At 59.4% G+C, this 19,229-nt stretch carries 11 protein-coding genes; 3 read left to right on the top strand and 8 right to left on the bottom strand.

Going from position 1 to position 19,229, the window contains the following annotated elements; all coding sequences use genetic code 11:
• Positions 1-9: 9 nt before the first annotated feature.
• Complete coding sequence (locus tag ACSQ87_RS05845) at positions 10-654, bottom strand: alpha/beta hydrolase (RefSeq protein ID WP_150658957.1); 645 nt, start codon at positions 652-654, stop codon at positions 10-12.
• A gap of 144 nt (positions 655-798) precedes the next feature.
• On the opposite strand from ACSQ87_RS05845, the gene ACSQ87_RS05840 reads away from it, so the two are divergent.
• Positions 799-1,233 carry a YhcB family protein gene (locus ACSQ87_RS05840; protein ID WP_223429660.1) on the top strand — a complete coding sequence of 145 codons (435 nt, stop codon included), beginning with the start codon at positions 799-801 and terminating at the stop codon, positions 1,231-1,233.
• Between the two features lie 98 nt (positions 1,234-1,331).
• Here ACSQ87_RS05840 and ACSQ87_RS05835 read toward each other — a convergent pair whose 3' ends face one another.
• Positions 1,332-2,048 carry an OmpA family protein gene (locus ACSQ87_RS05835; protein ID WP_223429659.1) on the bottom strand — a complete coding sequence of 239 codons (717 nt, stop codon included), beginning with the start codon at positions 2,046-2,048 and terminating at the stop codon, positions 1,332-1,334.
• A gap of 116 nt (positions 2,049-2,164) precedes the next feature.
• The gene (locus ACSQ87_RS05830) at positions 2,165-2,809 is read right to left on the bottom strand and encodes an MBL fold metallo-hydrolase (protein ID WP_008155953.1); all 645 of its coding nucleotides are present in this window, start codon (positions 2,807-2,809) and stop codon (positions 2,165-2,167) included.
• 215 nt (positions 2,810-3,024) lie between these two features.
• Between ACSQ87_RS05830 and ACSQ87_RS05825 the strand changes: the two genes are divergently transcribed.
• A complete protein-coding gene (locus ACSQ87_RS05825) occupies positions 3,025-8,766 on the top strand; it encodes a M10 family metallopeptidase C-terminal domain-containing protein (RefSeq protein ID WP_436273522.1) in 5,742 nt (1,913 codons plus the stop codon).
• A 73-nt stretch (positions 8,767-8,839) separates the two neighbouring features.
• Here ACSQ87_RS05825 and ACSQ87_RS05820 read toward each other — a convergent pair whose 3' ends face one another.
• From ACSQ87_RS05820 to ACSQ87_RS05805, 4 genes are all read right to left on the bottom strand, one after another.
• Complete coding sequence (locus ACSQ87_RS05820; protein WP_436273521.1) at positions 8,840-11,578, bottom strand: LuxR C-terminal-related transcriptional regulator; 2,739 nt, start codon at positions 11,576-11,578, stop codon at positions 8,840-8,842.
• Positions 11,579-11,947: 369 nt separating this feature from the next.
• Entirely contained in the window at positions 11,948-13,312 is a 1,365-nt protein-coding gene (locus tag ACSQ87_RS05815) for a DUF1329 domain-containing protein (RefSeq protein ID WP_436273520.1), read from the bottom strand.
• 28 nt (positions 13,313-13,340) lie between these two features.
• Positions 13,341-15,278, bottom strand: a complete 1,938-nt coding sequence (locus tag ACSQ87_RS05810) for a DUF1302 domain-containing protein (protein ID WP_223429656.1) — start codon at positions 15,276-15,278, stop codon at positions 13,341-13,343.
• A 336-nt stretch (positions 15,279-15,614) separates the two neighbouring features.
• Positions 15,615-17,297 (bottom strand): fatty acid--CoA ligase, encoded by a 1,683-nt coding sequence (locus tag ACSQ87_RS05805; protein WP_033061300.1) that lies wholly within the window; start codon positions 17,295-17,297, stop codon positions 15,615-15,617.
• A gap of 344 nt (positions 17,298-17,641) precedes the next feature.
• Between ACSQ87_RS05805 and ACSQ87_RS05800 the strand changes: the two genes are divergently transcribed.
• Entirely contained in the window at positions 17,642-18,535 is an 894-nt protein-coding gene (locus ACSQ87_RS05800) for a glycosyltransferase family 2 protein (protein ID WP_436273519.1), read from the top strand.
• Between the two features lie 15 nt (positions 18,536-18,550).
• Here ACSQ87_RS05800 and ACSQ87_RS05795 read toward each other — a convergent pair whose 3' ends face one another.
• Complete coding sequence (locus ACSQ87_RS05795; RefSeq protein WP_046048281.1) at positions 18,551-19,180, bottom strand: LysE family translocator; 630 nt, start codon at positions 19,178-19,180, stop codon at positions 18,551-18,553.
• Positions 19,181-19,229: the final 49 nt, after the last annotated feature.

Below are 19,229 nucleotides of genomic sequence, written 5' to 3'. Positions count from 1 at the left end.
AGACTGCAATCAATTCGAAAGACGCGGCAGGATCAGATCCTTGAGATCGGTCAGCTTGCCATGAAAAAAGTGTCCGCATTCTGCCACTTTCAGCAGCTCATGGGGGCGCTCGAGTTTCGAGGACCAGTCGTAGACGGCTTGCGGATCGATGACTTCGTCGGTTTCCGGCTGGATCAGGGTCAACGGGCAGTTGACCGGCAACAGGTCATAACCATTGAGGCGAGTGACAGCAGCCGCGACCATGAACAAATGTTTCAGCTGTTCGCCCTTCGCTTCCAGGCGTCCGCCGAGACTGGCGGCAACAAAACCGCCGAAGGAGAAACCGAACAGCGTCAGCGGCAAGTCCGGGTGTTTGGCCCGCAGCCACTCGGCGGCCGCTTGAGCATCGTCGACTTCGCCAGTGCCCATGTCGTGGCTGCCTTCGCTGGCGCCGACGCCACGATAATTGAAACGCAAAGTAATCAAACCGGCATCGCGCGCGGTGCGCTGCAGGGTCGAGACCACTTTGTTGAGCATGGTGCCGCCCTGCACCGGGTTCGGATGGCAGATCAGCGCAATGCCGCGTGGCTGCTCATTGTCCAGGCCCTTGTTTTCCAAATACAGGGCTTCCAGTTGGCCGACCGGGCCATCAATCACTACAGGGGTTTCGCGCATAAGCAAGGAAGGAACTCCGTGACCTCAAATCGGGTCGACTCGTCTAGCAAATTGTCTGTGCCAATCTATTGCGAGTGAATCGCGGTATACAGCGCAGGTTCGAGCCGTTAACGTAAAGCAAAGCCGTTTATAGAGGAAGGACTCGTGGAACACTCGCTCTTAGTTTGGTTGTTGCCGACTCTTGCCCTGGTTGTGGGTGTCGCCATTGGTTTCCTGATCGCTCGCCTGGTGCCGAATGCCGCGCCTAGCAGCACACAACGTCAGCTGGATGACATTCAGGAACGTTTCGACAGTTATCAGAACGAGGTGGTTACCCACTTCAACAGCACTGCAACACTGGTCAAGAAGCTGACTGCGAGCTATCAGGAAGTGCAGGATCATCTCGCCGAGGGTGCCAACCGCCTGGCCCTGGACGAGCAAACCCGCCAACGCCTGCTGGCCTCGCTGCACGCCGATGCGGCAACCGCCCCACGGGAACGCCTGACGCCACCGCGCAATCAGGAGCCGCCTCGCGACTACGCCCCCAAAGCCCCGAACGCGCCGGGCATGCTCGATGAGCATTACGGCCTGAAAAAGTAATCAGGTTTCGCGCGACACAAAAAGCCCCCGGATGAGTGATTATCCGGGGGCTTTTTAATTGCTGATGGTTTTTTGTTGCCTAGGGTTCAGTCAGGCTATTACTGGTACTGCTGAGTCGGTTGCTCATACTGCTGACCGGGAATCGCCTTCAGGTTGACCTCGACCCGACGGTTCTGCGCCCGACCATTGACGTCACCGTTGCTGGCAATCGGGTTATCCGGCCCGGCACCGCGAGCCGACAGGTTGGCACCGCTCACTCCCTGAGAGGTCAGGTAAGTTGCCACGCTCTGGGCGCGACGCTGCGACAGGTCCATGTTGTGCTGGCGGCTGCCGGTGCTGTCGGTGTAGCCGACGATCTCGATCTGGTTCTGGCTGAACTCCTTGAGCGAGCCCGCCAGATTGTTCAGCGGCTGATAGAAACCCGACGCGATGTTCGCCGAATCGGTGGCGAAGGTGATGTTACCCGGCATGATCAGTTTGATCTGATCACCCTGGCGCTGCACTTCCACCCCGGTGTTGGCCATGCTGGCGCGCAGCTTTTTCTCTTGCTGGTCGGCGTAATAACCGTAACCGGCAGCCGAAGCACCCACCACCGCAGCGCCAATCAGCGCGCCCTTGCCACGGTTATCGTGACTGATGGCGGCACCGGCCAAAGCACCGGCCAGCGCGCCGAGGCCACCGTATTTAGCGGTTTTGCTCATGCCCGTGGAACCACCGTCGGCCTGACCCTGGTTGTCGTAAGGGTTAGGCGAGGCACAGCCAGACAGCAAGGCCACAGCCGTAGCGACAATAATCAAACGCTGCTTGGTGAACATGAAGAGCTCCTACTTTTTGCATTCTGTGGTGCAACGGACCAAGGCATTAAACCTTTGCGGGCGTTGGATCATTGCGGATGAAAATAATTCCGCCATGCCCCTCACAACGTTAGATATCACGCCCGTACAAAAGGGTTCTCGCGCATTTCATCGCCCAGACGTGTGTCCGGACCATGCCCGGTCACCACCGTCGCCTCTTCATCGAGGGTGTACAGCCGCTGCTTTATCGACCGCACGATGGTCGCCTGATCGCCACCCCACAAATCCGTGCGCCCTACCCCGCGACGAAACAACGTGTCACCGGCAATCAGCAGCTTAGCCTCTGAAAACCAAAAGCTCATGGAACCCGGCGTATGACCCGGCGTGTGCAACGCCACGCCGCAGCCGCAGGCCAGTTCTTCATCATCGGCCAACCAGCGATCCGGCGGCGGCACCGGCGTGTAGGGCACACCGAACATCTGGCACTGCATCTCCAGGTTGTCCCACAAAAATTGATCTTCTTTATGCAGATGCAGGGTTGCGCCAGTTTTCTCCTTCAACTGACCGGAAGCCAGGAAGTGATCGAGGTGCGCGTGAGTGTGAATGATGCTGACCACCTTCAGGCCCAGTGCGTCGAGGCGCGCGAGGATCAGTTCGTGATTACCGCCCGGATCGACCACGATGGCCTTTTTGGTGATCGGATCGCCAATGATCGTGCAGTTGCACTGCAAAGGACCTACGGGGAAGGTTTCGCGGATCAGCGCTGGGCTTGGGGCATTCATGGGAGGTCCTGACGAGTCGATTTTGAACAGGATACCAGCCGCCTTTTCTTCAGGTTCAACGCGGCGAGCCGATACACCTCTGCGTGCCAGTTATTTGACGTCAATCGCACAAAAAACAGTGGCCCTATGATATCAATTGGCGCTATTTCTAGTGCAAAATCGCCTTCTTGTAGCGACCACTTTCAGGACGGTCGCATTCCACTCAGGATATCCAGATGTCGTCTCCTCTTGGTTACGTGTTAACAAAGCCTTCCTTTTTTACCGGTAACCACCAGATCGACAGTCTGATCGACGGCACCTCCTGGTTGAGTCCTGACTGGGGCAATGACATCTTCGCGACACGGTTGACCTATAGTTTCGTCAATCCTGGCCAGTCGTACTTCGCCATCAAGTACAGCGCCGAAAATGAGTACCTGAATAGTTTCGCCCTGACCTCAGCCCAACAAAACGCCGTGACCAGCGCACTGGGCGCGTGGAGCGCCGTGGCCAATATCAAGTTCACCCAGGTCGGTGACAATGACAGCAGCGCGGGCGACTTGCGTTTCGGCGGCTATTGGGACATGGATGCCGGAGCCGCTGCCTGGGCGTACTCCCCAGACACAACGCCGCTGGGCGGAGATGTCTGGATCTCGCCGACGACGAATAACCCGACGCCCGTAAAAGGCACCTACGACTTCATGACGTTTGTACATGAAATCGGTCATGCCCTGGGTCTCAAGCATCCTTTCGAGGCAAGCAACTCCAACACCCAGGTGATCGCTCCCGAGTTCGACGATTCGCATTACACGATCATGAGTTACCACAACGCGTATTCCTACCAGCCGACGACGCCGATGCTGCTGGATATTCTCGCCATGCAACAGCTCTACGGAGCCAACAATCTCTGGCAAACCGGCAACAACATCTATAGCTGGGCACCTGACAAATCAATATTCGAGACAATCTGGGATGCTGGCGGCAACGATACAATTAATGCCAGCAACCAGCTGGACTCGGTCCTGCTGGACCTCAACGAGGGCGCGTTCAGCAATATCGGCAAGGCATTCATCGATGGAGCCAATCAGACGCTCATCAATAACGGACTGGCGATTGCCTATGGCGCAAAAATCGAGAACGCAACAGGCTCGGCCTTTGACGATGTGCTGATCGGCAACGCGCTGAACAACGTGCTGAACGGCATGGGCGGCGCTGACACAATGGCTGCTGGCGCAGGCAACGATGTCTATGTGGTGGACAACGTCGGCGATGACGTCATCGAACTCGGTACGTCGCTGAGCGAGATCGACACCGTCGTGTCGTCCATCGACTACACCCTGGGCGACAAAGTCGAGTACCTGACCCTCACCGGTACGGCCAACCTAAACGGCACCGGCAATGCCCTGAACAACCGCCTCGTCGGCAACACCGGCAACAACGTCCTCGACGGCGGCCTTGGCGCCGACGTGATGATCGGTGGCACCGGAAACGACACCTACATCGTCGAGAACTTCAGCGACGTCGTCACCGAGACCAGCACCCTGATCACCGAGATCGATACCGTGATGTCCTCACGCAGCTATATCCTCGGCGCCAACCTGGAAAACCTGACGCTCACCGGTACCGACAGCCTCAGCGGCACCGGTAATGCGCTGCGCAACGTACTGACCGGTAACGACGCCGGCAACACCCTCAACGGGGGGGCGGGTGTCGACACCCTGATCGGAGGGGGTGGCAATGACACTTATATCCTTGATCAGGCCGGGGAACTGGCCCTGCTGCAAGAAGACGCCGACAAGGGCACCGACCTGATCAACATCACCTACGCCGCCACTGCGCTGACCGGCGTGGTCGATCTGAGGCTGACCAATCTGGCCAACGTGGAGAACGTCACCCTTACCGGGGCCGGCACCTTCAGCGTGATCGGCAACGATCTGGACAACAGCGTGATCGGCAACGCCGTCGCCAACACCCTGCAAGGCGGCGCCGGCAATGACGTGCTGAACGGCGGCGGCGGCGCCGACACCCTGAACGGGGGCTTGGGCGACGACGTTTACATCGTCGACAACGTCGGCGACAACGTTGTCGAAGCGGCCGATGAAGGCCACGACCTGATCAAGACCTCGGTCAGCTATACCCTGTCGGACAACGTCGAAGATGCGCTGTTGCTGGGTGTGGCGGCACTGAATCTGACTGGCAATAGCCTGGGCAACACCTTGACCGGTAACGCTGCCGCCAACGTGCTGAACGGCATGGCCGGCGCTGACACAATGGCTGCTGGCGCAGGCAACGATGTCTATGTGGTGGACAACGTCGGCGATGACGTCATCGAACTCGGTACGTCGCTGAGCGAGATCGACACCGTCATGTCGTCCATCGACTACACCCTGGGCAACAACGTCGAGTACCTGACCCTCACCGGCACCGCCAACCTCAACGGTACCGGCAACGCCCTGAACAACCGCCTCATCGGCAACGCCGGCAACAACGTCCTCGACGGCGGTCTCGGCGCCGACACCCTGATCGGCGGCACCGGCAACGACACCTACCTCGTCGATAACATCAAAGACATCGTCAGCGAAACCAGCACGGTGGCCGGCGAAATTGACACCGTGGTGTCCTCGATCAACTACGCCCTGAGTGCCAACGTCGAAAAACTGACCCTCGCCGGCACTGCCAACCTCAACGGGACCGGCAATACCCTGAACAACGTGCTGACCGGCAACGACGGCAACAACCTGCTGGACGGCGGCATCGGCGCAGATACCTTGAGCGGTGGCTTGGGTGACGACGTTTACATCGTCGACAACATCGGCGACAACGTTATCGAAGCGGTGGACGAAGGCCGCGACCTGATCAAGACCTCGGTCAGCTACACCCTGTCGGACAACGTCGAAGATGCGCTGTTGCTGGGTGTGGCGGCACTGAACCTGACCGGCAATAGCCTAGGCAACACCTTGACCGGTAACGCTGCCGCCAACGTACTGAACGGCATGGCCGGCGCGGACACCCTGAACGGTGGTGCCGGTAACGACACTTATATCGTCGACAATATCGGCGATAGCGTCATCGAAAGCGGCACATCGCTGAGCGAGATCGACACCGTCTTGTCGTCCATCGATTACACCCTGGGCAACAATGTCGAGTACCTGACTCTCACCGGCACCGCTAATCTCAACGGCACCGGTAATGCCCTGAACAACCGCCTCGTCGGCAATGCCGGCGACAACATCCTCAACGGTGGCGTCGGCGCCGACACCCTGATCGGTGGCAGCGGTAACGACACCTACATCGTCGACAACGTGAAAGACGTCGTCACCGAGACCAGCACCGTGGCCAGCGAAATCGACACCGTGGTGTCCTCGCTCAATTACACCCTCGGTGCGAATCTGGAAAACCTGACCCTCACCGGCGCAGCCCACCTCAGTGCCACCGGTAACGCCCTGAACAACGTGCTGACCGGTAACGACGGCAACAACCTGCTCAACGGTGGTGCCGGGGTCGACACGCTGATCGGTGGTGCCGGCAATGACACTTATATCCTTGATCAGGCCGGGGAACTGGCCCTGTTGCAAGAAGACGCCGACAAGGGCACCGACCTGCTCAACATCACCTACGCCGCCACAGTGCTGACCAACGTGGTCGATCTGAGCCAGGCCAATCTGGCCAACGTGGAAAACGTCACCCTCATCGGGGCCGGCACCTTCAGCGTGATCGGCAACGATCTGGACAACAGCCTGATCGGCAACGCCGTCGCCAACACCCTGCAAGGCGGCGCCGGCAATGACGTGCTGAACGGCGGCGCCGGGGCCGACACCCTGATCGGTGGAGAGGGCAATGACGCCTATATCCTTGATCAATTTGCTGAGTTGGCCCTGGTGCAAGAAGACACCGACAAGGGCACTGACCTGCTCAACATCACCTACGCCGCCACTGCGCTGACCGGCGTGGTCGATCTGAGGCTGACCAATCTGGCCAACGTGGAAAACGTCACCCTCACCGGGGCCGGTGCCTTCAGCGTGATCGGCAACGATCTGGACAACAGCCTGATCGGCAATGCCTTCGCCAACACCCTGCAAGGCGGGGCCGGCAACGACGTGCTGGACGGCGGCGTCGGCGCAGACACCCTCACCGGTAACACCGGCGACGACACCTACACCGTCGACAACATCGGCGACAAAGTCATCGAACAAGCCGGCGAAGGCCACGACCGGGTCAATACGTCCATCAGCTACACCCTTGGCGCCAACGTCGAGGATGCTCGACTGACTGGTATCGCAGCGCTCAATCTCACCGGCAACGAGCTGGACAATGTGCTTACCGGCAATGCCGGCGCTAACGTACTCAATGGTGGCACCGGGGCGGACACACTGGACGGCGGCGCCGGCAACGACACCTATGTCGTCGACAATATCGGCGATACGGTGACCGAAAGCGGCACATCGCTGACCGAGATCGACACCGTCATGGCCTCGATCAACTACACCCTGGGCAACAACGTCGAGTACCTGACCCTCACGGGTACGGCCGGTATTAACGGCACCGGTAACGCCCTCAACAACCGCCTCGTCGGCAACGCTGGCAACAACATCCTCGACGGCGGCCTCGGCGCCGACGTAATGATCGGCGGCACCGGCAACGACACCTACATCGTCGATAACATCAAAGACGTCGTCACCGAGACCAGCATTCTGGCCAGCGAAATTGACACCGTGGTCGCCTCGTTCAATTACACCCTCGGTGCGAATCTGGAAAACCTGACCCTCACCGGCAGCGGCAATCTGATTGGCACCGGCAATGCCCTGCGCAACGTGCTGATCGGCAACGATGGCAACAACCTGCTGGATGGCGGCGTCGGCGCAGACACCCTGAGCGGTGGTCTCGGCGATGATATTTATATCGTCGATAACGTTGCCGACACCATCATCGAACGGGCCGATGAAGGCCTCGATTTGATCAAGACGTCGGTCAGCTACACCTTGTCGAGCCATGTCGAAGACGCGCAGTTGTTGGGTGTGGCGGCATTGAACCTGACCGGTAACGAGCTGAACAACACCCTGACCGGTAACGCAGCGGCCAACACCCTGAATGGCGGCACGGGCGCGGACGTCATGATTGGCGGTGCAGGCAATGATGTTTACATCGTCGATAACGTCAATGACCTGGTCACAGAAACCAGCGCCCTGGCCACCGAGATCGACACCGTGATGTCGTCCATCGACTACATCCTGCGCACCAACCTTGAGTACCTGAGCCTGACCGGGACGGCTGGCATCAACGGCACCGGTAACGCCCTGAACAACCGCCTCGTCGGTAACGCCGGCGACAACATTCTCGACGGTGGTATCGGGGCGGACACCCTGATCGGTGGCAGCGGTAACGACACTTACATCGTCGACAACGTGAAAGACGTCGTCACCGAGACCAGCACCCTGTCCAGCGAAATCGACACCGTGGTGTCCTCGCTCAGCTACACCTTGGGTGCGAATCTGGAAAACCTGACCCTCACCGGCAGCGGCAATCTCATTGGCACCGGTAATGCCCTGAACAACACGCTGACCGGTAACGACGGCAATAACCTGCTCAACGGTGGTGCCGGGGACGATTTACTGGACGGCGGTGCTGGTAATGACACGCTGATCGGCGGGCTGGGGACCGACACCCTGACGGGTGGTGCGGGCGCCGATCTGTTCGTGTTCAACGCTCTGAACGAACTGGGTAAAGGCGGTTTGCGCGACATCATCACCGACTTCAGCACCCTGGACGGCGATAAAATCGACTTCTCGAAATTCGATGCCAATCTCTTGAATGCCGGGATAAACAAGTTCAGCTTCATTGACTCGAACGACTTCACGGCGGCAGGACAATTGCGCTTCGTCGACCATGTGCTCTATGGCAACGTCAATGGCGACTTGGGCGCGGACTTCGAAATCCAGTTGGTGGGCGTCAACAGCTTCAGCACCCACGATTTGGTCGCGTGACAACGACAACACAATGAAAAACGCCCCGACTGGTTCGGGGCGTTTTGCTGTGGTGAGCGCAGTCGGGTTTCAGCTACCCCAACACCCCCAACTCCTTCGCCCGCGCCACCGCCTGCGTGCGCCGTTCAACCCCAAGCTTGCTGTTGATATGGCTGGCATGGGTTTTCACCGTGTGCAACGAGATAAACAGCTGATCACTGATTTCCTGATTCGAGCAGCCTTGGGCGATCAGGCGCAGGACTGCCATTTCCCGAGTACTCAGTTGTTCCGCCACGGCAGTTGACTCCACTGCAGGACGGGCTGCCACTGTCGGAAGTTTTTCTGCAAGGCTCTGAGACACGGGCGTCGGCGCACCGAGTTGAAGTTGGTTACGCAGCCAGTCCGAATGTTCAGCCAACAACCTGTCAAACGGTTGCAGCACTCCACCGGCCGCCGCTTCCAGCGCCTGACTCAGTGCCTTGCTGGCCTCGGGTTCGCGTCCGCACCCCAGCAATAACGTCACTTTTTGAGTCAGTGCCATCACGCTGAGCAGCTGCCTGCCGGTTTGCTGCCCATGCTCAAGCAACGCGTTCAATCGTCCTTCGGCCAGCATCGGCTGCCCCTGAATGACCTCCAGCAAGGCTTGCTGCAACTCGATATGCAGCGGCAGTTGCGGATGGAACTCCGGAGGGGCTGCCGCGTGTTCGCCGTTGTAGGTCTGGCCCAAGCGAGCGAGCCAGGCTTCGGCCAGATCGGTACGCCCCTGAGCCAGCCAAAGTTCACATTTGACCAGGGTGATCATCGCCAGGTAGTAGATCGGTGGCACGTCCCAGATGTGCATCAGGCGCTCGGCTTCGGCGAGTTCGGCGAAGGCTTTGGCGAATTCGCCGCTGATGCCCTCAAGCCTGGCGATCACGCAGTGGCCGATCAATACGCTGATATCGCGACAGGCGCGTGCTTCATTCAAGCCGGTTTGCAAGCGTGCCCGCGCGGCTTGGGGCTGCAAGCGCAGGGCTAACAAAAAGCCTTCGTACAAAGTCAGTCGGGCGCGCACGGCATACAGCCGTTGCGGGGATAACCGTTGCAGGCGTTGCAGCCCCTGGCGCACCTCATCCAGCGCACGAAGAATTTCCCCTCGCGCTTGCAGCACGCGAGCGCGGTCGTAATGGGCCAGCGCTTCGAACAGCGGGTTGCCAACCCGTTGCGCCAACTCCAGAGATTCACGGTTCAACCCGCGGGCACGCCACAAGTCGCCGTCGGCAATGGCCAGGTTGGACAGGGTCGAGAGGCACATCAGGCGTTGCCCGTAGCGTTTGGCGGGCAGGCTCTGCTGCGCTTCAGTGCAATAGAGCAGCGTCAGCTCGCGATTGCCGCGCCCGCGAGCGATGATCCCGCTCAGGGCCAGCCATTGCGCCAGCATGGATTTCTGCGCAGTGGCCGATGGGGCCGGCAGGAAGCGACTCAAATGACTGGCCAGCTCCTCGGCGGCATCCAGCTGACAGGCCAGCCCCAACGCCCAGCTGTACAGCACGATCAGCCGTGGCGTGCTGATCAGCAGGCTGTCGGGCAAGTCCATTTTCCAGCGCAGCAACATGCCGACGTTCTGTTCGGCCAGCAGTTGTTCTTCGGACAGGTTCTGCACCAGGTTCGCCGCGACGTCCAGGTGCCCGGCACGCAATGCCTGCTCAACCGCCTCGTCGAGCAGCCCCTGGGCATTGAACCAGCGACAGGCGCGCAGGTGCAGGCTGGCCGCCGGTACCATCGCTTGCGCGGTGGGCCGGGTGCGCAACAGGTCGGAAAACAAATGGTGGTAGCGATACCAGTGACCGTTTTCATCCAGTGGTACCAGGAACACCTGATGGGCCAGCAGAAAACGCAGGATCTCGGCACTGTCATGGGCTTCGCGAACGGCGTCGCACAGTTCGCTGCAAAAGCGTTCCTGAGGTGCTGTGTCGTAAAGGAATGACTGCACCTCGGCGGGCAGACAATCGATGACTTCTTCGAGCAGATAATCGCGGATCAGCCCTTCCCCGCCATGCAAGGCCTGCGGCAAAGCACCCTGGGAGCCCGCTTCAGACGCCGCCAGCAGCCAGAAACGCAGCCCGGCAACCCAACCTTCGCTGCGCTGGATGAGGCTCTCCAGCGCTTCGCCACGCAAGGAGCTGCTGTGCCGATCAAGCAGGGTCAGGGCTTCGTCGTGAGTCAGGCGCAAGTCCTGTTCATTCAACTCGAGCAGTTGCCGCGACAGCCGCAGGCGCGCCAGATGCCAGTCCGGCCGCTGCCGACTGGTGACCATGACCAGCAAGCCGTCAGGCAGGTGATTGAGGAAAAATTGCAGGCAGCGATCGAGAACCGGACCCTGCGCCAGATGGTAGTCATCCAGCACCAACAGCAGGGGCGTACTCGCGGACAGGTGCACGGCCAACTCATCGAGCAAACCGTCCAGCCATTCTTCAAAGGCAAACGGCTGGTGCCGCTGGCGCATTTTCAGCAGGCCCAGGGACTTGCTGCCCAATTGCGGAAAAAAGTCCTGCAGGCCTTCGAGCAACCGCTCGAGAAAACGTCCGGGATCGCTGTCTCTCGGACTCAACCCCAGCCACAGACTTTGCCAGTGAGCCGGCAAGCCCTGACAGAACTCCACCGCCAACGAACTCTTGCCAAACCCCGCCGGTGCGCTGACCAGCAACAGCCTGCCACCGAGGCCCGCACTCAGACGCTCGCACAGACGAGGCCGCAGCACATGGCCGTCGGGCAACGGAGGCCGAAAAAAACGCCCGTCCAGTGCCGCGACGGCAACGCTTGCAGGGCCCGGGGGTGGGGACAGATCAGTCATGGCCGGCTCTTGTTTGAATGGCGGTTGGCGGCGTTGCAGATGTCCGCAGCCTAGCGGTAAACGAAGAGGGAATGAAGGTTATTGCTACAAATGGCTACAAAAAGAATACAAGCAAAGGTGTCCGCCTGATCTGAGCTCACCTTGTAGCAGCTGTCGAGCTTGCGAGGCTGCGTCCGGCTGCGAAGCAGTCGTAAAACCTGAATGCAAGGTTGTCCTGAAACACCACAGCGTTTGACTTCACGACTGCTGCGCAGCCGGACGCAGCCTCGCAGGCTCGACAGCTGCTACAACGGATTGTTATGGCCAAAAAAAAAACGCCCCGAACCAGTCGGGGCGTTTCTCGAGGATGCGGCCTCTGTTCAGGGCAGCTTAGCGAACACCATCCTGGCGCAGAGCGGCCGGAGTGAAGTCGCTGGTGGTGGCGGTGAAGCCGAAGTCATACGCCGATTTCTCTTCGTTCTTCATGCCCAGCGCCAGGTAGCGGCCCGATTGCAGGTCGTACAAGGTTTCCAGGGTGTACCACGGCACTTGAACGTTGTAGTAGTTCTGGGCGTGAGCTTCCGCCACACGCCACAGTTGATTACGACCGTCGTAGTGGTCGATCACGGCCGCTTGCCAGGTATCTTCGTCGATGTAGAAGTCACGCTTGGCGTAGATGTGACGCTGACCTTCCTTCAAGGTAGCCACCACATGCCAGACCCGGCGCAGCTCGTAACGCGCCAGGTCCTGGTTGATGTGACCGGCCTTGATGATGTCGTCGTACTTGAGTTGCGGCGAGTCGAGTTTGTAGGCGTCGGAGGCGATGTACATCTCTTTCTTGCCTTCGAGCTTCCAGTCGTAACGATCCGGTGCACCGTTGTACATGTCCAGGTTGTCGGAGGTACGCAGGCCATCGGCCGCGGTACCCGGCCCGTCATAGGACACTTGTGGTGCGCGACGCACACGACGCTGACCGGCGTTGTAGACCCACGCCGAACGCGGCTCTTTCACCTGGTCGAGGGTTTCGTGCACCAGCAGCACACCACCGGCCAGACGTGCCGGCGCGGTCACTTTCTGCTTGAAGTAGAACAGGATGTTGCCCGGATTCGCCGGATCGTAATCCTTCATCTTGTCGCGGAACACGAACTGGTCCTGGAAGTACACCAGGCTGTACGAGCCGTTCGGCTGCGGCGTGGCCTGGGTCACCAGACGGGTCACGCTGCCACCGCGATAGCGGGTGATATGGTTCCAGATGACTTCGACGCCGGTCTTCGGAATCGGGAATGGGATTGCGGTTTCGAAGTTCTCCAGACCGTTGCCGCCGGACACCAGGTTAGTGGCGGTGGCATTTTTCTTGATGGAGGCAAACACGGCATCCGGCACGGTCGCGCCGCGATGGGACGGGTAGACCGACATCTTGAAGGTTTCCGGGTAGCGCTTGAACATCGCGTACTGGCCCGGTGCGAGTTTGTCCTTGTACTGGTCGACGTTCTGCGCCGTGATGGTGAACAGTGGTTTTTCACTGGCGAACGGGTCGGACAGGAAACCTTTGCTGTCGACGGTGCCGGCGTTTTTCGCCATCGGCTTCCAGGCCGGGATCGATCCGTCAGCGTTGCCCGCCATCTCGGCGCCCATCGGGGTCAGGCTCTTGCCCAGTTTGTCCGCTTCGGCCGCAGGGACCGCCGCCATGACGCCGGTCGCCAGCAGCGAAAGCCCCAGAACACCGACGTGGAACAGACTCTTTGTTATTTTCATAGGTGTGTTCGTCCTGATAATGCAGTGCTTAGAAGTTCACGCCGAAGCTGAGCGCAACGAAATCGCGGTCATCGACGGTGGTGTACTTGCCATCAAAGAAGTTGGTGTAAGCCAGGCTCGCGGTGTAGGTGTTCTGGTACTCGGCATCGACGCCCAGGCTCACCGCTTTGCGACCTTCCTCGAAGTTGCCGCCAGGGCCAGGCGAGTAGCCTTCCACGTCATGAGACCAGGCCACGTTCGGCTTGAGGTTCACACCGGCGAATACGTCGTTGTATTCCCAGATGGCACGACCGCGGTAACCCCAGGAGTTTGCAGTGGTGAACCCGTCGTTTTCGCAGTAGCGACTGACGTTGTTTTGCGGTCCGCCTGCCAGGGTAGAGGTGTTCAATGCCACGCACTGACCACTTGGCAATGGACCAGGGCCGTAGCTCGGGTCACGGCCGTAACGTGCTTTGTTAGAGCTTTCCAGACCACCAACGTGAGTAAAGCCGACCTCGCCCACCAGGGTCAGTCGCTCGGCGCCCATCACCTGGTCGAAGAAGTGAGTAAGGGTCGTCTGGAGCTGGGTCACTTCCTTGCGGCGATAGCCTTGTTGATCCTGCCCTGGCGTCCCCTGGAGCACGGAAACGTTACGGTTCAGAGGCGTCAGACCGGAAAACAGGATGTCGGTGGTGTTGAGCTGAACCGGAGCATTCGGCCGGTAGCTGACTTCACCACTCCACGCAGTACCCGTAGGTAACGTGGTGGAGAAGCTCAAGCCATACAGGCGAATATCTTCAGGGTACTCGACGTAGTAGCTGGAGTTACCCGCCACCACCAACGGCAGCAAGGTCGGGGCCAGGCCTGCCGCGACACCGGCCGGAACACCCGCAGCCCTCAGTGAACCCACCAGGCCCGCCGCGCTGTAAGCGCTCGCCGGAGCACCTTGGCCGCTGAAAATCGGCGCACGGCTGTGGTAGTTCATGAAGTAGGCGCCGAACTCGGTGTCCAGCGGATCGAACATGTATTTGAAGGACACGCCGAATTGACCGCTGTCACGGGCATCGCGATCCGGACCGCGACGAACGATTACACCTTCATCCGGGTTGCCCCAGGTCACGCCTTTGGCAGCCAGGGTGTTGATGCTGGCGTTACGCAACGAAGCCGGCAGCCCCGCAGCCGTCAATGCGCTGTTGAGTCCGTTACGGGTGCGCAGTACGGCCAGGTTGTTGTCGCAACCATCGGCAATCACGTCCGGTTGCGAGAAGAAGGTGCCGCAGTTGTCGACAACGGTCTGGTCCCATTCGAGCTGGTAGAAGGCTTCGGTCGAGAGGTTCTCGGTGAGGCTCTGGGACACGTAGAACATGTTGACCGGGATCAGGCCTTCCTTGATCTCGGCACCGGGACGACGGAACGCGGACACGTCGATCGGGTTGATCGAGTTGATGCCGCCGCCGATGAAGGTACTTTCGCCCCAACTCACTACTTGCTTGCCCAGACGCACGGAGCCCGGCTGATCGGCAACGGAATAGTTGTGGTAGACGAAGGCGTCGAGGATCTGGCCGCCGGAGGACTTGGCGCCTTCCTTGCGGTTGCTGTCGCTGATGTCCTTGAACGGACGACTTTCGTCCTTGAGTTCGAAGTCGTACCAGTATTTGCCTCGGACGAAAACACCGGTGTCGCCATATTTCAATTCAAGGTCATGGATGCCCTTGAAGATCTTGGAGAACGTTTCGCCGCTCTTGAAGTTCAGATGACCGTCGTCGGAAGTCTGGGACAGTCCGCGGCCGCCGTTGTTGACGCCGATGAGGTTCTTGTTGGCATTTTCAGTAGACCAACTGGCACCGATCGACAGGGACGAGTCGAACTGACCTTCGATTTCACCAACGTTGAAACTGACGCCGAATGCTGGCCCGGCGAGCGTAGAGGCAAGACTGACCGCCAGGGGCAGTTTTGCCCGGCGCCAGAACTGGTTTACTGATGTCATCGACGCTACTCCATGTGCATTATTGTTATGGCAGTGAGTACTTCTAAAAACGCTGTGGATGACTGGGAGCCAAGGTGTCCCTAAGTCATGCCAAAGTTGCATCGCCCCGGTGTGTGCGTTTGCTCCGTTCTTAAAAATCCTTGAGCGGACTATAGCCAGCAGGTAGTACTGCTTGATCCCTCTAAAGTGTGATTTGTAGCTGCCAGCCACTCTGGAACAGTCCTTTGCCAAGCCGACACCCGTCGGCCCGTCTAGGATGGCTGAAAATTCGGATTTGACAAGCCAAGCGCTTGCTTGGTGGGGCTGGCGTGCCCTTTTGGGCACGCCAGGTGACGCTTAAAGCGTCGAGAGGAAGGTGCTGTTGTTGGCTTGCCATTCGGTGATGTCGACGCGAATGCGCTTCTTGTCGAGTTTGCCGACACTGGTCTTGGGAATTTCAGTAACAAGGGCGATCTGGCTCGGGATGGCCCACTTGCTCAGGTGCCCCAATTCCACGAATGGCTTGAGGTGCTCCTTCAGTTCTTTGGCCCCGATCACATGGCCTTCGCGGACCACCAGCAGTGCGAACGGACGTTCGCCCCACTGCGGATCGGCGATGCCCACAACTGCTACTTCGCGTACCGCAGGGTGGCGGCTGATCAAGTCTTCAAGGTCCAGGGAGGAGATCCACTCGCCGCCGGTCTTGATCACATCCTTGATCCGGTCGCGAATGTCGATCACACCCATGCTGTCCAGGGTCGCTACGTCACCGGTGTGCAGCCAGCCCCCGGCCCAGAGCTCGGCGCCCTTTTGCGGTTCGTTGAAATAGCCCTCGGTGAGCCACGGCGCACGCAGCACCAGTTCGCCCTGGGTCTCGCCATCGGCGGGCAGGAAGTTGCCGTCGGTGTCGACGATCGCCGCCTCCACCAATGGCCCCGGCACACCGGCCTTGATCCGGTACGTGGTGCGTTCGTCTTCGGTGCCGGCCATCAGCTCATCGTTGAGGTGGGCACACGATACCAACGGCCCGGTTTCCGACATGCCGTAAGCGGCGGTCAGTTGAATGCCCTTGGCCTTGGCCGCGTCGTAAAGCGCACGGTTCAGCGCACTGCCGCCGATGACGATTTTCCAGCCACCGAAATCCGTGCCTTGCGCAGCTTTGGAGTTGAGGACCATTTGCAGGATGGTTGGCACGCAATGGGAAAAGGTGACCTTCTCCTTGCGCCACAGCTCCACCAGGTATTCAGGGTCATAGCGACCGGGATAGACCTGCTTGAGCCCGAGCATGGTCGCCACATACGGCAAGCCCCAGGCATGCACATGGAACATCGGGGTGATCGGCATGTAAACGTCGTTGGTGCCCAGCAACCGCACGCTGTCGATGGCGCCCATGATGGTCGACACACCCATGGTGTGCAGCACCAGTTGCCGATGGGTGAAGTACACACCTTTGGGATTACCGGTGGTGCCGGTGGTGTAGAACGTGGTCGCGACCGAGTTTTCGTCGAAGTCCTGGAAGTCGTACTGCGTGCTCGCCGCCGCCAGCAACTGCTCGTACTCGCCGATGAGGTTCGGCAGGTCGGCAGTTTTCTCCGGCAGGTCAGTCAGCAGCAGGGTTTTCTCCACCGTGGTCAAGTGCCCGGCAATGGCCTGGTACAACCCGACGAACTCGCTGTTGACCAGCACAAAGCGGTCCTCGGCGTGGTTCATGGTGTAGAGGATCTGTTCCGGCGACAGGCGCACGTTGATGGTGTGGATCACCGCGCCGATCATCGGGATGGCGAACATGCATTCCAGATAACGATGGCTGTCCCAGTCCATCACCGCCACGGTATCCCCGGCCTTGACGCCGGCCGCCGTCAGCACGTTGGCTAGCCTGGCGACCCGTTCGATCAGGGTCGGGTAGCTGTAGCGCAACTGGTCGCGGTAAATGATCTCGCGGGTTTTTTCATAACGAGCGCCGGACATCAGCAGCCGTTTAATCAGCAGCGGATACTGGTAAGCGCCTTCGGCTGGGGGGATAACGCGAGTCTGCAACATAAGAGTCCCTTTTCTGACTGCACGGTCGTGGCTGAAAGTAAGCACTTTAGTGCCCTTGGACGCCAGCCAAATCAGCCAAAGGAATGATTTGCAGAACCGGACAAATGCTGGCTTTGCGCCACTACCCGGCGTGTTTCGTCGGGAATTCGGGATCTGCGCTGTAAAACTTTGAAACGCATGCACGCAACACTTGTCTGTGACCCTACATACGATACGGACACGATGAGCCGATCGGTTGGCAGCCAAACAGTTGCCCAGGTCGCCCAACCCTCCACCTCATCTTCAAGAGAAGGATCTTGTCACTGGACCTGTCTGGTCACACGCCATCGGTATCGCATACAACTATGAGTATTGAACTGACCGCCCCCGAGAACTCCCCATCGACACAAGCGCCCCTGGTTTCCATCGTGGCGCCCTGCTTCAACATGCAAAGATTTCTGGAAGACGCCATCAAGAGCATCTTCGCCCAGGACTACCCGAACTTCGAAGTCATCATCGTGGATGACGGGTCCAGCGACGACAGCCGCGCCATACTCAAGCGATTACAACAAACCTATGACTTCCAGCTGTATTCGCAACCGAACCGGGGCGTGAGCGCGGCGCTCAACCACGGCTTGCGATACGCCAAAGGCGTCTATGTGTCGACGCCGGACCTGGATGACATCATGCTGCCGGAGTCAGTGCGTATTCGCGCCGAATACCTGGGCAAGCACCCGAATGTCGGCTGCGTGGGTGCGCTGATCAGCTACATGGACAGCGATGGCAACACCATCAAGCAGCAACAACGCGACAAGATCCACACCTACAACTTCGATCAGGTCCTCAGAGGTGCCGTCGTGATCGGCGCCCCTGTTGCGCTCTATCGCATGAAAGCGATGCGAAGTGCCGACTTCTACGCGCCGAAGCTGCGGGTTCAGGACTTTCAGATGACGTTGCGGATTGCCCGGCTGGGTTATGAGATCCATGAATTGCCGATCTGCATGACCCGCTATCGCCGCCATGCCAACAACCTGTCGAGAAAATACCGGATGTTGCTCCAGGCGGACCTTGCGGCCATCGAACCGTACGTGAACCATCCCGGCTATCAGAGCGCCCGCACCAAACTGGTAAACAAGGCCCTCAAATATGCCGTGGTCGAAGACAAGAAAGAAGCCTGGCAGCTGTTGCGCTCGATTCCCTGGCGGCACCTCAATAGAACCAGCTTCAAACGCTTCAAGCGGCTGGTACTACATCGCTAGCCGCCTCACAGGGCCTCAGTGCATCTCGGTAAACGCGAGTTTCACACCGATGGCGATCAGTACCGCGCCCATCGTCCGATCGAACCAGTGGCCCATCCGGGCAAAACCTGCGCGCACGCGCTGCTGGCTGAACAGCATCGCCACCAGGCAGAACCACACAGCGGTGGCCACCGCGAGGTAGATGCCGTAGCCCGCCTGTACCGCCAGCGGCGTGTGCGGATTGATCACCACGGTGAACAGAGAAAGGAAGAACAGCGTCGCTTTCGGGTTCAGGCCGTTGGTCACGAAACCCGAAGTGAAAGCGCCGCGAGCAGTGCGCTCGCCCGCTTCCTTGTGCAGATCGTCAGCCGCAGGTTGGGCCGGCTGTGCTCGCAAGGCCTTGAAGCCGATGTATAGCAGGTACGCGGCGGCCGCCCATTTCAGGGCATTAAACAACACGATCGACTGGGACACGATCAGGCCAATGCCGAGCAACGAATAGCCCACGTGCAGGAAAATCGCCGTGCCGACACCCAGCGCCGTCCAGGTGCCAGCGCGACGACCATGGGTCACGCTCTCACGCACTACCACCGCAAAGTCCGGGCCGGGGCTGGCCACGGCCAGCAAGTGAATCAGGGCAACGGTCAAAAACTCTGTCCAGTACATGGGGGATCCTCTGGGGCAGGCCGATTAATTTATATTTTCGGTATTAACT

The sequence above is a fragment of the Pseudomonas sp. LjRoot277 genome (assembly GCF_964253845.1).
Lineage (GTDB): Bacteria > Pseudomonadota > Gammaproteobacteria > Pseudomonadales > Pseudomonadaceae > Aquipseudomonas.
Note: the sequence above shows the minus strand (reverse complement) of the source record. Positions and strands in the feature narration are given on the sequence as shown.